The 15,172-nt window shown below is 35.1% G+C and carries 12 protein-coding genes; 4 read left to right on the forward strand and 8 right to left on the reverse strand.

From position 1 onward, the window contains the following. Positions 1–42: 42 nt before the first annotated feature. The 5 genes from ahpF to ACFVQC_RS22855 form a co-directional block, all read right to left on the reverse strand. The gene (ahpF, locus tag ACFVQC_RS22835) at positions 43–1,569 is read right to left on the reverse strand and encodes an alkyl hydroperoxide reductase subunit F (RefSeq protein ID WP_377899348.1); all 1,527 of its coding nucleotides are present in this window, start codon (positions 1,567–1,569) and stop codon (positions 43–45) included. Positions 1,570–1,583: 14 nt separating this feature from the next. After that, positions 1,584–2,147, reverse strand: coding sequence for an alkyl hydroperoxide reductase subunit C (gene ahpC, locus ACFVQC_RS22840; RefSeq protein ID WP_000924420.1), 564 nt, complete (start codon positions 2,145–2,147; stop codon positions 1,584–1,586). Positions 2,148–2,733: 586 nt separating this feature from the next. Further along, the gene (locus ACFVQC_RS22845) at positions 2,734–3,171 is read right to left on the reverse strand and encodes a DUF3978 family protein (RefSeq protein ID WP_016096989.1); all 438 of its coding nucleotides are present in this window, start codon (positions 3,169–3,171) and stop codon (positions 2,734–2,736) included. A gap of 171 nt (positions 3,172–3,342) precedes the next feature. Further along, entirely contained in the window at positions 3,343–4,110 is a 768-nt protein-coding gene (locus tag ACFVQC_RS22850; RefSeq protein WP_016096990.1) for a response regulator, read from the reverse strand. Next, positions 4,098–7,046, reverse strand: a complete 2,949-nt coding sequence (locus tag ACFVQC_RS22855) for a histidine kinase (RefSeq protein ID WP_377899349.1) — start codon at positions 7,044–7,046, stop codon at positions 4,098–4,100. The genes ACFVQC_RS22850 and ACFVQC_RS22855 overlap by 13 nt, the downstream gene beginning before the upstream one ends. A 448-nt stretch (positions 7,047–7,494) precedes the next feature. Here ACFVQC_RS22855 and mtnK point away from each other — a divergent pair, with 448 nt between their 5' ends. The 3 genes from mtnK to ACFVQC_RS22870 are packed head-to-tail and all read left to right on the forward strand — an operon-like array spanning position 7,495 to position 10,478. Continuing rightward, a complete protein-coding gene (mtnK, locus tag ACFVQC_RS22860) occupies positions 7,495–8,724 on the forward strand; it encodes an S-methyl-5-thioribose kinase (RefSeq protein WP_377899350.1) in 1,230 nt (409 codons plus the stop codon). 12 nt (positions 8,725–8,736) lie between these two features. Continuing rightward, a complete protein-coding gene (gene mtnA, locus ACFVQC_RS22865) occupies positions 8,737–9,780 on the forward strand; it encodes an S-methyl-5-thioribose-1-phosphate isomerase (protein WP_377899352.1) in 1,044 nt (347 codons plus the stop codon). 56 nt (positions 9,781–9,836) lie between these two features. Next, the gene (locus ACFVQC_RS22870; RefSeq protein ID WP_377899353.1) at positions 9,837–10,478 is read left to right on the forward strand and encodes an L-fuculose-phosphate aldolase; all 642 of its coding nucleotides are present in this window, start codon (positions 9,837–9,839) and stop codon (positions 10,476–10,478) included. Positions 10,479–10,522: 44 nt separating this feature from the next. Here the strand turns inward: ACFVQC_RS22870 and ACFVQC_RS22875 are convergent, their stop codons facing one another. The 3 genes from ACFVQC_RS22875 to ACFVQC_RS22885 are packed head-to-tail and all read right to left on the reverse strand — an operon-like array spanning position 10,523 to position 13,533. After that, positions 10,523–11,530, reverse strand: coding sequence for a FecCD family ABC transporter permease (locus ACFVQC_RS22875; protein ID WP_377899354.1), 1,008 nt, complete (start codon positions 11,528–11,530; stop codon positions 10,523–10,525). Beyond that, positions 11,527–12,567, reverse strand: a complete 1,041-nt coding sequence (locus ACFVQC_RS22880) for a FecCD family ABC transporter permease (protein ID WP_002091286.1) — start codon at positions 12,565–12,567, stop codon at positions 11,527–11,529. Before ACFVQC_RS22880 ends, ACFVQC_RS22875 begins: the two co-directional genes overlap by 4 nt. A gap of 48 nt (positions 12,568–12,615) precedes the next feature. Then, positions 12,616–13,533: an iron-hydroxamate ABC transporter substrate-binding protein gene (locus ACFVQC_RS22885; protein WP_000732562.1), complete on the reverse strand. Its 918-nt coding sequence runs from the start codon at positions 13,531–13,533 to the stop codon at positions 12,616–12,618. Between the two features lie 331 nt (positions 13,534–13,864). On the opposite strand from ACFVQC_RS22885, the gene ACFVQC_RS22890 reads away from it, so the two are divergent. Then, on the forward strand, positions 13,865–14,917 hold the full coding sequence (locus ACFVQC_RS22890) for an NAD(P)/FAD-dependent oxidoreductase (protein WP_377899357.1): 1,053 nt from the start codon (positions 13,865–13,867) through the stop codon (positions 14,915–14,917). The last annotated feature ends 255 nt before the right edge of the window (positions 14,918–15,172 follow it).

Here is a 15,172-nt window from a genome sequence, read left to right on the forward strand (position 1 = left end):
GGTGCCACGGCACCTGCTTTTGTAAAACTCACGTCTATATAATTAGTTACGGATTAAGTAATCAAATGCACCTAAAGCTGCATTCGCACCTGAACCCATAGAGATGATGATTTGTTTGTACGGATTATTTGTACAGTCACCTGCACCAAACACTCCTGGTACGTTTGTAGCGCCGTGCTTGTCTGTTACGATTTCACCGCGAACGCGTTCAACTGTTTCGCCTAACCAGTCTGTGTTTGGCACAAGACCGATTTGAACGAATACACCTTGTAATTCAACGTGATGAACTTCTTCAGTTTCACGATCGATGTAAGAAATACCGTTTACTTTATCAGTACCAGTGATTTCTTTCGTTTGAACGTTTTTCAGAACAGTTACGTTAGGTAAGCTGTTAAGACGTTCTTGTAATACAGCATCAGCTTTTAATTCTGGCATGAATTCAAGAACAGTTACGTGCTTAACAATACCTGCTAAGTCGATAGCTGCTTCAATACCAGAGTTACCACCGCCGATAACCGCTACATCTTTTCCGATGAATAATGGACCGTCACAGTGTGGGCAGTATGCTACACCTTTGTTTTTGAACTCAGCTTCACCCGGTACGCCAACATTACGCCAGCGAGCACCTGTTGAAACGATTACGCTCTTACTTTTCAGAATAGCGCCGTTTTCAAGTTCCACTTCAATAAGTTCTTTTTTCTCTAAACGTTTCGCACGTTGTAGATTCATTACATCGATGTCGTATTCTTTTACGTGCTCTTCAAGGCTTGCTACTAGCTTAGGACCTTCAGTGCGTTTCACGCTGATGAAGTTCTCAATACCCATAGTATCCATTACTTGACCACCGAAGCGCTCAGCAACGATACCAGTGCGGATGCCTTTACGTGCTGCATAAATTGCTGCACTTGCACCAGCTGGGCCGCCACCAACAACAAGAACATCGTATGGATCTTTATCAGAAAGCTCTGATGCATCTGGACCGTTACCCATTTTAGCTAAAATTTCTTCAAGTGTCATACGACCGCTTCCGAAAGATTCGCCGTTTAGGTAAACAGTTGGTACTGCCATGATGTCTTTACTTTCTACTTCCTCTTTGAATGCAGCGCCATCAATCATAGTATGTGTAATACCAGAGTTTAGAACGCTCATCACGTTAAGAGCTTGTACAACATCAGGACAGTTATGACAACTTAGGCTGATATAAGATTCAAAATGATATTCGCCTTGAATGTTTTTGATTTGATCGATTAATTTTTGTTCAACTTTTGGAGCACGTCCACTAACTTGTAGTAAAGCTAACACTAATGAAGTAAATTCGTGTCCTAATGGAATACCAGCGAATACGACACCAGTGTCTTCGCTAGGGCGATTTACGCTAAAGCTTGGTGTTCTCTCTAGTTCAACTTTTTCTACTGTAATCTTAGATGACATAGTAGCTAATTCATCTACTAGAGATAACATATCTTTAGATACGTTATCGTCTCCTGCGCTTACTTTAAGTAAAATATCGTTCTCCATTAACTGAAGGTATTGGGATAGTTGTGTTTTTATATCTGCATCTAGTATCATTTTGATCGAACTCCTTAGATTTTGCCTACAAGGTCAAGGCTTGGTTTAAGTGTTGCAGAACCCTCTTGCCATTTAGCTGGACAAACTTCACCTGGGTTGTTACGTACGTATTGAGCTGCTTTAATCTTGTTAACAAGAATACTTGCGTCACGGCCGATACCGTCAGCATTGATTTCCATAGATTGGATAACGCCGTCTGGATCGATGATGAATGTACCACGAGCAGCAAGACCTTCTTCTTCCATTAAAACGTTGAAGTTTGTAGTGATTGTGCGAGTTGGGTCACCAATCATAATGTATTCGATTTTGCCGATAGTTTCTGAGCTATCGTGCCATGCTTTGTGAGTGAAGTGAGTGTCTGTAGATACAGAGTATACTTCAACGCCTAAGTCTTTTAGAGTTGCGTATTGGTTTTGTAAGTCTTCAAGTTCAGTTGGACAAACGAATGTGAAGTCTGCTGGGTAGAAACAAACTACGCTCCATTTTCCTTTTAAACTTTCGTCAGTAACTTGGATAAATTCTCCATTATGGTAAGCATTAGCTTTAAACGGTTTTACTTCTGTGCCGATTAATAACATATTAAAATTCCTCCTAAAGGTTGGTTTTGAGCATCGGAAATTAGTTTGCTCATAAAATATATTTTTTAATTAACTATAATAATTCTAATTCGATATTAATTATCATATAGAAGTGGTTATTTTGTCAAGGAGAATGTAGCACTTTATTGTAATTGTAATTTTAATTAATATTTATTCTCAATTGAGATGATGAAGTAGTTTAGCAGTGATAGAAGTAGAAAATTTAGTTTTAAATGAGTGAGTATAGTCATAGGTGAAGGTATTTTACTACGTAAATTTTAATTTGAAAGTGAAATGTATAAACGATAATTAAATTTATTAGTGGAAAGATTTCTTAGTAGATTGTGTATTTGAAAAGTAACTTCTTACTTTATTGTACAAAGAATTTTGCAATAAATAAAACAAAATGAATCGGAATCTTTTTGAAAACGTGTTGTTATTTTAAGTGTTCTTTTATTTGACATAAATTGAAGCATAAAGTATTTAGCGAAGGAGTAAAGAGGTAAGAAATAACTAAGATTGTTTTGCTCAATTTAAATGTAAAGAAATAATCCATCAAGCGTAAAGGTGCTTGGTGGATTATTTTTTAATTTATTTTTAATGTATGTAGGGCGCTACGTATATTGCTATTCAATGCTTCGAAAAATGCACGTAACTTGGAGTTTAAATGATTATTTTTATGGATAAATAGTCTTTCCGTAATTAGTAGTTCACCATTTATACCAAAACATTGCATTTGTACGGATATATCTTCATTACTTTCGTGAATAGTGGGGAAAACATAATGGAATACTTTGCTTGGAATCATATACTCTTTGATCATGTAATTTTCAGAATCACAATTTGGCGTATGTTTTATATAAATTTTCACATTTTCTTTCGTGACGATAAATTCTAACATTGTGCATTTTATTAGGTTAGGATCGAAATCATTGGATTCTTGTAAATATAAATTAAAATTCGTTCTATCGGAAATGGATTCAATATTTGTAAGTACAATATTTTGGTTATTATAAGTATTCATCTTCTTCTCCTTTAGTATATGTATTAAGAAATTATTTTCATTGATGAGGGAATACTTTAAATATGGTTTATCTCCATTAATTAATTTATCAAACGTTTCTCTCAAAAATCTCTCAAGATATTTTTTATAAAATGAAAAACCTGTCTCCACATAGAGACAGGTTTTTTAAAGTTATATGCTTTGAAGTTTGTAAGCCCATAAATACCCTTTTGACTCTAATAATAGGTCGTTAGTATTATGCTTTTCTATAAATTGAATTGTTTGGTTAATATGCATTGCATAACCATCTGTTGTACGCTCGATTGTGATAGGAACATTTAGCTCACTGAATAGTTGACGTATTCGATAAATAGTATTATACAAATTTGCTAGTGCACGTTTTTCCGCTATGTTAGGCCAAATATCGTCAATAATATGCCATTTTGAAACAGCTTTTTCTTTATGGAGAAGGAAGTAATAAAAAAGCTCTTCAGTAACACGGGTAGGCCATTTTAGCGATTGATGATCTTTTTTTACAAAGGTATTACCGTATAGTTGTACTTGAAGGGTGTTTGAATTTCTTTGTTGATTCGAAACACCATAATATTTTTTTAGGCGGTAATCTAAATCTTTTACAGCATTAGGTGTCAACGGTTTTAAAATATAATCAAGAGCTTGTACCCGAAAAGCTTCTAAAGCATAGTTTGGATAAGCTGTAGAGAAAATAACCGGAACATCAATGCCTTCACTTACTAACTTTTGAGCGAGTTCAATTCCTGTCATTTTAGGCATTTCAATGTCTAATAAAATAGCGTCTAATGTGTAAAGAGGAAGCATTTTAAGTGCCTCTAATGGTGACTGGAAAGTATCAATAACTTGAAATTCACCATGTTTTATTAATAAATGATTATGTAAATCTAAAATGGGCTTTTCATCTTCTATTATTACTATTCGCCACACTGCTTTCTCTCCTTTAATGGAATTGTTACATTAATAGTTGTTCCTTTATTTTCAATAGAATAAATCTCTACAGTTCCATTGGAAAACTTTCGAACACGACGTAAAACATTTGAAAATCCAATTCCTTGATTCTTAAGAGTTCCATTTAATAAATTGTGTATAGTTGTTTCTGACATTCCTATACCGTCATCTATTACTTGTATAAATAAAATCTGTTTTATTTGTTTTATATTAATTTGTACATGACCGTTTCCTTCTTTCTCAAATAGGCCGTGGCGTATTGCATTTTCCACAAATGGTTGTACGAGTAAGTTAGGTATATATATTTCATCTAAAGATTGGACGGTATCAACTTCATATGAAAAAGAAAGACGTTCGCCAAATCGTGCCTTTTCTATTTCTACATATGCTTGAATGATAGAAAGTTCCTTTTGTAATGTAGAATAATTTGCTTCTTTTCCAGACTCAAAGATATAGCGTAAGTAGGAGCTTAACATCGTTAGGAGATGTGCAGCACGTTCACTATCTGTATAACAGAATGAAATAATATTACTCATTGCATTATATAAGAAGTGTGGTTTGATTTGGGCCTGTAGAAAGGCCATTTCATTTTCGAATGCTTGCAGTATGGCTTCTCTTGTTTGGAAAATAGTATGCAGTCTAGCTAATAGTACTTGTTTTGTACAAGGTTTAACTAAGTAATCGGTTATTCCACTTGCAAATATATTATCTACATGAGTTGGATAATCTTTTGAACTTAACATTAGAATAGGTAATTCTAATATGGATGTTTTTTTGCGTATATGTTTGGCCAACTCAATTCCTCCAATTTCGGGAAGAGTTTCATCTATAATAAGAAGCGAGAAATCTTTAGTTTTTTCTAGCAAGAAAATAGCTTCTTGAGCTGAATGGACAATGTTAATATTGTATTTTTCGGATAGTAAAGATTTTAGTACCTCTGTATGTATGACATCATCATCTACAATTAAAATTTTTGGTTGATGGCTAGTATTTACTTGGGAAACTTCTTTAAAACCATGTCGTTCCTTTAAAATAGTAGGTATTTCTTTATATTCATAAAAAGGAACTTTTATTTTAAATAGAATAGAAGTTTTATAGTATTCAATTTGTAACTGCCCATTCATGCGTTCTAGCAGTTCTTTACTTATTAATAATCCAACTTCAGTATGAGCTTCTTCATACGTAAAATTAGAACCTCTAGTAGCTTTAAAGGTTAAATGAATATTTTCTCCTATATGTTGAGTATCAATAACAATTTTTCCACTTACTGCATAGTAACAACATTCTTCTAAAATACGATAAAGTACTTGTGTTAATCGATCTTCGTCTACTAGTCCATGCAAATTCTTCGGTATGTATTCTTGATACATAATGTTTTTTCTTGAGAGGGGTAGTTCCATTAATTTATAAACGTGATTCACAACCATTTTTATATTTGTTGATTTTCCTACAAAAGAATAATCATGAAATTTAATTTTTGTGAAATCCTGTAAATCATTAGTAAGATATAGTAAACGTTCCGTAAGTTGTTCCAGTAGATGTAACTCATTAGAATGCTTTTCTTTTTTATCATTAGATTTTACAGATTTAATTAAATTAATTGCATGGTATAAAGGATTTTTTAATTCTTGGGTCGTTACTTTTAAAAAAGAATCTTTTGTTAAATGAATAGCTTCTAATTTTTTCGATAAGTGCTCAGCTTCTTCGGTACGATTAATAAAACGTGTGCCTAAAAAGACATTCATCATAATAATGAAACCTATTAGTCCAAAGCGATTAAATATATTACGACCTGATGCAAAAAGTTGTTCTAGTGTGCCGCTAAAGAGAAACATAAATAGAGTAAGTAACATAAGGATAAAAATTAAAATTTCATTTTTATTAATAATCCACTTTTTTTGTATGATTAGCTGAGTCATTCTTAGGATAATCCACAACAACATTATATTCATATAAAAAAAGAATAGTGTTTGTAGATTAGATAGAGATCGAGCTGGAAATAAGATTATGCTTACACTATAAATAAAGAAAGGCGAAAATAATAAAAGCATTTGTTTTTTATTTATAATAGTAGGCATAGTTTTTGAAATAAACAATGGTAATAAAATTGCACTAAAAAATGTAATAGAGTCTTGTAATCGAAAATAAATTTCAAAAGGGATATTAGGAACAGCGCGAAGTAATATACGCTCCCCACGTGTCATAACAATTAGTGCAAGGCTTAGGAAATAACAACCACTATAAAAAAAGCCATCATCTTTTTTACGTAGCAAGAAGATAGTGAGATGAAAAATACTAAAAACTAATAATATGGAAACTGCTGTCCATTCAATATTTGTATCTTCCGCTACGTCTTCTCGCATCGCTTTAGCATCACCGAAATCGATTGGGAAAATTATACCTCCCCGTACATTATAAAAATTTGAAACTTGAATTGTTATGAGTAGCTCTTTTGTTTTCGGTGTTAAATAAATTTCATATGATGGGTTTTCAGGTTTTGTATTTTCTTTTGATTTTCCGATCTGGCCTACTTCAGAAACTTTTTCGTCGTTTACATAAATAGTATGGGCTGACCAAATATTTCGAATTCGAAAACCAACTTCAGAAAAATGCTTAGGTAGCAAGATCTTTAATTGATAAGCACCATATTGTGCTTTGGATTCCCACTGTCCTGGTACGAGTTGGTTTGGAGCTTGGTCTTGAAATTCGTTCGAATTTACAAATTCATTTGGGGTGAATTTCCATTCGCCTGCTAAAGATAATATTTTCGCATTTGAAGGAAGATCACTTAAATTAAGCGTACCATTTTGTGCACGTTTTTGAATGAGATTTGTATCACTATCTCGAAAGTTAATATTTATAATTAAAAGCATCATCACAGTGATGAGAAGCCAACCAATGGCTTGTTTCCACATGGGGTAATCACCTCTTCTTCAATAATATATAATAAAATTCTTAGTATTTAAATTTTATATTTTAGATATATGAATTTAACGTGTCAATGTGTTATGAAATTCGTAATTTTTAACACTTATCCCGCAATTTATGGACAATAAGATTCCCACATCGAAGTTCGAATGGAAAATAAAGAAGTTAGGGCGGAGCCGGCTGACTGTAGAGGCCCAATTGGTGCGAGTTAATAATCAATAGGGATAGACAAACCCTCGATGGATTAAAGTTTTCCTTTAGTTATAGAGAATAAACTAGGGAAATGGAAGCATTGACTCCCATCTTTAACGAGCTATAATAAAATCTAGATACATCTTTCAAAAAGAAGACATTAGTTGTAGGATAAAAAATTTCACCCTATTATTTTTTTTATAGCTTTTAGAAAACGCTTACAATTAGTGTGGAGGGGAAGCCATGTCTAAGTTCACGAAGTATTTTTTAATGGAAGCTAAAGATGTGATGACATATGTGCAAGAGAAGCTATCTAAGTTCGAACACGCAAAGGGGTTAAAGTGTAAAGAAATAGGAGATGGCAATTTAAATTATGTGTTCCGTGTTTGGGATGAAAAAGAGAATATTTCTGTCATTGTAAAGCAAGCTGGGGATACAGCGCGTATTTCAGATGAGTTTAAGTTGTCGACGAATCGTATTCGTATTGAATCAGATGTTTTGCAGTTAGAGGAGGAGTTAGCATCGGGGCTTGTTCCAAAGGTTTATTTGTTTGATAGTGTGATGAATTGTTGCGTGATGGAAGATTTATCAGATCACACAATATTGCGTACAGCACTCATGAATCATCAAATATTTCCAAGTCTTGCTGACGATTTAACTACCTTTATGGTAAATACTCTTCTATTAACATCAGATGTTGTAATGAATCATAAAGAGAAGAAGGAACTCGTGAAAAATTATATAAATCCTGAGTTATGCGAGATTACAGAGGACCTCGTATATTCAGAGCCATTCACAAATCATAATAAACGCAACGAATTGTTTCAATTAAATGAAGGTTGGATTAGAGAGAATATATATAGCGATAAGGAACTTCGTATGGAAGTAGCAAAACTTAAGTTTTCGTTTATGACGAATGCACAAGCGCTACTTCACGGTGATTTACATACTGGTTCTGTTTTTGTAAAAAGTGATTCTACAAAGGTTATTGATCCTGAATTTGCTTTTTATGGACCTATGGGATATGACGTTGGGAATATAATGGCAAATTTAATGTTTGCATGGGTGAATGCAGATGCAGTGATGCAATCTGGTATTGAGAAAGATACATATATGAACTGGATAGAATCTACCATGATAGATGTAATTGATTTATTTAAGAAGAAGTTTTTAGATGCTTGGGATATTCATGTGACAGAGATTATGGCGAAGGAAGAAGGCTTTAACCGAGTTTATTTACAATCTGTATTAGAGGATACAGCTGCAGTGACAGGCCTTGAGTTAATTCGTCGTATTGTTGGTCTAGCGAAGGTAAAGGATATGACTTGTATTGAGAATGACGCAGCGCGTGCAAGAGCGGAGCGAATTTGTCTTCAAGTAGCGAAGAAGTTTATTTTACAAGCGAATCAATATAAAACAGGTAGCAGCTTTGTAGAAAAGTTAAAAAAACAGTCAATGCATAGTGCGAAATAAGGGGAGAAGATGATGGCAGAGCAATTAATACCAATTCAGTGGAAAGATGATGCTTTAGTGTTATTGGATCAAACGGTATTACCAAACGAATTAGTCTATGAATCTTTTAAAACGGCTGAGGGTGTGTGGGATGCGATTCAAGTAATGAAAGTACGAGGAGCACCGGCAATAGGTGTTTCAGCAGCCTACGGTGTGTATTTAGGAGTAAAGGAAGTTGCGAAAAGTTCGGCGGAAGAATTCATAGCGGAAGTAAAAAAGGTATGTGCATACTTAGCGACATCAAGACCGACGGCAGTAAATTTATTTTGGGCGCTTGAAAGAATGGAAAGTGTAGCGAAAGAGAATGCTCACTTATCAATTGCGCAGTTGAAAGATAGATTATTAGAAGAAGCAAAAGAGATTCATAGAGAAGATGAAGAAATTAACCGTCAAATTGGAGAACATGCATTAACATTATTCCATGATGGCATGGGGGTATTAACGCATTGTAATGCAGGTGCGTTAGCAACGACTAAGTATGGTACTGCGACAGCTCCAATGTACTTAGCGAAAGAAAAAGGATGGGACTTAAAAATCTATTCGGATGAAACACGCCCTAGATTACAAGGTTCAACGTTAACAGCATTAGAGCTGCAGCGAGCGGGAATTGATGTAACGGTCATTACAGATAATATGGCAGCAATGGTCATGTCACAAGGGAAAATTGATGCAGTAATCGTTGGATGTGATCGTGTAGCAGCAAACGGGGATGTAGCAAATAAAATTGGAACATTAGGTGTTTCGATCTTAGCTAAATATTATAACATTCCGTTTTATGTAGCAGCACCAACGCCGACAATTGATTTGAAAACACTGACAGGAAAAGAAATTCCGATTGAAGAAAGAGATGCTTCTGAAGTGATCAATCGTTTCGGACAATACTCTGCTCCGCAAGGAAGTAAAGTATACAATCCGGCATTTGATGTCACGCCATCTGACAATGTAACAGCGATTATTACGGAAAAAGGAATTGTGAAAGCACCGTTTACGGAGAATTTAAAAAAGCTATTTCAATAAGTAGATAGTTTTTTAGAAAAATAGTCATCATAAGCTTCATACTTAGGGGGATGTATATGTTACTGCAAAAAGAAAGAGAAGAAATTGTAGCGTACGGAAAGAAAATGATTTTTAGTGGTTTAACAAAGGGGACTGGCGGTAATATTAGTATTTTTAATCGTGAACAAGGTCTTGTTGCAATTAGCCCAAGCGGTTTAGATTATTATGAAACAACGCTTGAAGATGTAGTTATATTGAATTTAGATGGTGAAGTGATAGAGGGAGAGAGAAACCCCTCAAGTGAATTAGATATGCATCTTATCTATTATAGAAATCGTGAAGATATAAATGCGCTTGTGCATACACATTCTCCTTATGCGAAGACAATCGCATCATTAGGATGGGAACTTCCTGCTGTGTCATATTTAATTGCTTTTGCAGGCCCGAATGTCCGCTGTGCACCGTATGAAACATTTGGTACAAAGCAATTAGCAGAGGCTGCTTTTGAAGGAATGATTGATCGTCGTGCAGTGTTACTTGCGAATCATGGTTTAATGGCTGGAGCGAATAATATAAAAATGGCGTTTACTATTGCAGAAGAGATTGAGTTTTGTGCTCAAATTTATTATCAAACGAAAAGTGTTGGGGAACCGAAATTATTGCCAGAAGACGAGATGGAGAATTTGGCGAAGAAGTTTGAAGGGTATGGGCAGCAGTAGAAAGCAAAAAACACCCTCAAGATTTCGCTCTTGAGGGTGTTTCTTTACGCTTTCTTAAGTAACAAATACATAAAGTAAGGTGCACCAATTAAAGCAACGACAATACCAGCGGGAATACCGTTAGGTTCAACGATATTTCGTCCGATTGTGTCTGCAAATAGTAATAGCCATCCACCAATTAAAACAGCGATAGGCATGAATATTTGATGCCTTGGACCTACTAAAGATTTTGCGATATGAGGAGCCATAAGTCCGATAAAGCTAATTCCTCCTGTTACGGAAACAGCTGCAGCAGCAAGTGCAACGGCTGCAATTAATAAGTATCTTCGTTCTTTTTCAATTTCAATGCCGACACCAATTGCGACCGGTTCGTTTAATGCTAGAATGTTTAATCGATTTGCTTTATAGAAAACAAATGGGATTAATACGATTAACCATGGAAGCATTGCGTAAACGAAGATCCAGTCATCTCCCCAAATGTTTCCGGCTATCCATTTTGCAATAAAGTCGACTTTCATACGATCTGCTGATGAAATAAGAACAATCATCATTCCAGATAGTGCAAATGAAAACCCGATACCGGTTAAGGTTAATCGTATTGGCTGAAGTCCTGTTGATTTACTATACGAAAATACGTAAATTAGAACAGCAGTAAGGAAAGCACCGATAAACCCAACGACTGGTAGTAAGTAAAGAAAAGAACCTACGTCAATTGGAAAATATAAAAAGAAAATGGAAACTGCAACACCAGCTCCAGCGTTGATTCCAAGAATGCCAGGTTCAGCTAAATCGTTACGTGTAATACCTTGCAGGATAGCACCAGATAAAGCGAGTGCCATACCGGCTAATAATGTAATGACAATTCTAGGTAGTCTTAAAGAATATAAAACGAATTCTTCTTTAAATGTACCTTGTCCCATAAGTGTTGGGATTAATCTGTCATAGGAGAGAGCGGCAGAACCGAGTCCCATTCCAATTACAATTGTTGTGATGGTAAGTATAAGTAATGCAAGTATGATAAGGCGTTGTTTCTTTAGAATAGATTGCATCATGAGAAAGTTCTTCCTCCTTTACGTACAATGAATAGGAAGAATGGTAATCCTACAATTGCGACGATTGCAGCAACTGGCGTTTCATACGGAGCGTTAATTGTACGTCCGATTGTATCTGCGAGCAGCATAAAGGAAGCACCAGCGATCGCTGACATTGGTATAACAAAACGGTAGTCTGGTCCAACGATTGGACGAACCATATGGGGTACCATAAGTCCGATAAATGCCATGTTTCCGACAAGTGCTACAGAAGCACCAGCAAGCAAGATAATAATGATAAATAAAATCGTTTTAATAACGATAATTTTTTGACCGAGTCCAACGGCAACTTCTTCACTGAAACTAAGAACTGTCAATTTCTTTGCAAGTAAGATAGCGATAAATATACTTATTGAAATAACCGGAATAATAATTTTTAATTGGCTCCAACTCGTTCCAATTACGCCCCCAGCCGTCCACATTGATACATCTTGTGAAATTTTAAAGTAAATGCCAACACCTTCTGAGATCGCAAGTAGAAATGCTGAAACAGCAGCACCAGCTAATACAATTCGAAGAGGGGAAAGTCCGCCCTTTTTCACCATGCCAATTCCGAATACCATAATAGCGCCAATTGCAGCACCGATAAAGCAAGCTAGTGTTAAGTAAAGGTAGCTTATAGAAGGATTGAAGGCAAGTGTTAGTGCAAGTGCAGCATTTGCGCCACCAGTTAAGCCTAGTAATCCCGGGTCAGCAAGTGGATTTCGTGTTAATCCTTGCATAATTGCACCAGAAACAGCGAGTCCAGCTCCTACAAAAATAGCAGCAACTTCACGTGGTAAACGTATTTCACGAAGGATGGATAGCTTATCTCCTTTAGCAGAGGAAGTAAGTGCTAACCATACGTCTTTTATAGAAGTATCTGCAGCACCTAACACCATTGCAAACATAAAAATAAGAAAGAATGCAATGATACTCAAAATTAATTTGTATGTAAAAGCATTGGAACGTAGGTTGTCTTGCTCTTTTTTCATTCGTTTCACATCTTTTCTTTTCATAGAATAAAGGAAGAGGAATTCTTAAATTAAGAATTCCTCATGTTTGTATTATTGACCAAGAAAGCTCTTCTTGAAGAAGTCTAGTTGGAAATCTAATGTAAGTGGATCATTGAAATAGAATTCCATCATGTTTGCTTCATATACACGATTATTTTTTACTGCTGGAATGTTTTTATATGATTCTGTCTCTTGGAATGAGTTATCAGTATCTTTGTTTTTACTTACGATTAAGTAATCACCAGCAAACTCAGGCAATACCTCAGTAGATAATGCGTAGTATCCTTCTTTTAAAGCTTTTTCTTTTACTTTTTCAGGCATTTTTAATTTCATTTCTTGGTAAAGAATTTCTGTTCCACGGCCCCAGTTTTCGCCGTATACGTAAAGCTGTTTGTTGAAGTTTTCAACAACAGAAACTGTTGCATCTTCACCGATCTTCGCTTTAATGTCTTTTCCAGCTGTTTGTGCGCGTTTCTTGAAATCATCAACCCAAGTTTTTGCTTCTTTTTCTTTATTTAATAATTTACCGATCTCTAAGTGTTGTGTTAAGTAATCAACTTTTCCGTAAGTGTATGTTACAGTAGGAGCGATTTTCTTTAACTTATCAACATTTTTAATATTTGATAACCCAATGATTAAATCTGGATTTAATTCAGCAATTTTTTCAACATTCTCATCTGATACTTCAGCGACATTCTTCAGTTTGCTATCGAAACGTGGGTTTTGTTTAGACCATGAGTCTACCCCAACAAGGTTTACACCTAATGACATTACGTTACCAGCGAATGATGATAGGACAACAACACGTTGTGGATTTGCTGGAACTTCTACTTTACCATTTTCTGATTGGTATGTAATTGTTTCTGATTTTTTACCTTTTGCGTCGTTCTTCTTGTCTGTTGAACCATTGCTACAAGCACTCATAACAAGGACGAACAGAACTGTTAGTGAAATAAATAATTTTTTCATCGTCTTTCTCCTTTTGATAGATGATATGTGATATACAATAAATTGTTTAGCTTTAACCTTTTGAAAAGTTAGTGGTAATACAAAAGTCTTATTAATAATCTTGAATTTGAGATTTTACCATATAGTATTCACCATAGTAATAGAAGAAGATGTAATCTCACAGTTGCTAATAATTAACAAATTGATAATGATTATCACTATTGATTCTTTAAATACTATAATTTTATATAGGGGTATTGTCAATAGTGATTTTGATTGTAAAATTTATAAAAACAAGTTATATTTTATTGAGAATGATAATCAATTATTAGTAGCTGAGGGGTGAACACGAATGAATCAAGAAGAATTGTTTGATGTAACCGTGATAGGCGGAGGGCCTGCGGGTCTTTATTCAGCTTTTTATAGTGGACTAAGAGAGATGAAAACGAAAATAATAGAATTTCAACCACAGTTAGGTGGAAAAATACATGTTTATCCGGAGAAAATGATTTGGGATATTGGCGGATTATTACCGGTTACTGGTGAGAAATTAATTGAGAAACTTGTACAACAAGGATTAACATTTCAGCCTGAAGTTGTATTGAATACAAAAATAGAATCAATTATTCGTAATCAGGATGGCATTTTTACGTTAACAGCAAGCTCTGGGGAAGAACATTTTTCCAAAACAGTGATTGTCGCAACTGGGAGTGGTATATTGAATCCACAAAAGTTATCAATTGAGGGTGCGGAGAGATTCGAAGTCTCAAATTTAAATTATACAGTTAAATCGTTAAAACGTTTCAAAGATAAAACGGTAATTATTTCAGGCGGAGGGAACTCTGCAATTGATTGGGCGAATGAATTAGAACCAATCGCGAAAAAAGTTTATTTAACATATCGAAAAGAAGAATTATCTGGTCATGAAGCACAAGTAAAACAACTTATGAACAGTTCAGCGGAATGTTTCTTTAATACATCGATTACAAAATTAATTGCCGGTGATAACCATGAAGCGATTGAACATGTAGAATTAACAAATCATGAAACTGGAGAGGTTTCTCATTTACCTGTTGAAGAAGTTATTATTAATCATGGATATGAACGTGACATTACATTATTGGAAAATAGTGAGCTAGATGTCGCAATTGTGGATAATTACTTTATCGCAGGGAATGCAAATAGTGAGTCTTCGGTAGATGGATTATATGCCGCGGGAGATATTTTAAAGCATGAAGGGAAATTACATTTAATTGCAGGAGCATTCCAAGATGCTGGAAACGCTGTGAATAAAGCGAAACAATTTATTCAACCCGATGCAAGTGAGTACGGAATGGTTTCTTCTCATAATGAAGTATTTAAGAAGAGAAATCGAGAGTTAATTAAGCAGATAATGAAATCATAAAGTGAAACTTTAATCAGTGGGGGGTGTCCATCCCCCCACTGATTATTAGCCTTCACCAATCGGGCTTTTACGGGCAGCCCGGCTCCCACCTAACGCCCTCGCATTCGCTGAATTTTGAGGTGGGAGTCTTACCGCCCACAAATAGCGGGATAAAGGAACAAGTATACCCCCATTTACTTCTCTATTCGTATGGACGAGAGAGGTAAATGGGGGTTTTCCTGTTTATTATATCTTCAATCATTATCATGACACCGG

The sequence above is a fragment of the Bacillus sp. NPDC057893 genome, from assembly GCF_042796455.1.
Taxonomy (GTDB): Bacteria; Bacillota; Bacilli; order Bacillales; family Bacillaceae_G; genus Bacillus_A.

Coding starts and splice junctions, on each gene's coding strand:
- ahpF (WP_377899348.1), bottom strand. CDS start 1,569: ATGATACTAGATGCAGATATAAAAACACAACTATCCCAATACCTTCAG.
- ahpC (WP_000924420.1), bottom strand. CDS start 2,147: ATGTTATTAATCGGCACAGAAGTAAAACCGTTTAAAGCTAATGCTTAC.
- ACFVQC_RS22845 (WP_016096989.1), bottom strand. CDS start 3,171: ATGAATACTTATAATAACCAAAATATTGTACTTACAAATATTGAATCC.
- ACFVQC_RS22855 (WP_377899349.1), bottom strand. CDS start 7,046: ATGTGGAAACAAGCCATTGGTTGGCTTCTCATCACTGTGATGATGCTT.
- mtnK (WP_377899350.1), top strand. CDS start 7,495: ATGTCTAAGTTCACGAAGTATTTTTTAATGGAAGCTAAAGATGTGATG.
- mtnA (WP_377899352.1), top strand. CDS start 8,737: ATGGCAGAGCAATTAATACCAATTCAGTGGAAAGATGATGCTTTAGTG.
- ACFVQC_RS22870 (WP_377899353.1), top strand. CDS start 9,837: ATGTTACTGCAAAAAGAAAGAGAAGAAATTGTAGCGTACGGAAAGAAA.
- ACFVQC_RS22875 (WP_377899354.1), bottom strand. CDS start 11,530: ATGATGCAATCTATTCTAAAGAAACAACGCCTTATCATACTTGCATTA.
- ACFVQC_RS22880 (WP_002091286.1), bottom strand. CDS start 12,567: ATGAAAAGAAAAGATGTGAAACGAATGAAAAAAGAGCAAGACAACCTA.
- ACFVQC_RS22885 (WP_000732562.1), bottom strand. CDS start 13,533: ATGAAAAAATTATTTATTTCACTAACAGTTCTGTTCGTCCTTGTTATG.
- ACFVQC_RS22890 (WP_377899357.1), top strand. CDS start 13,865: ATGAATCAAGAAGAATTGTTTGATGTAACCGTGATAGGCGGAGGGCCT.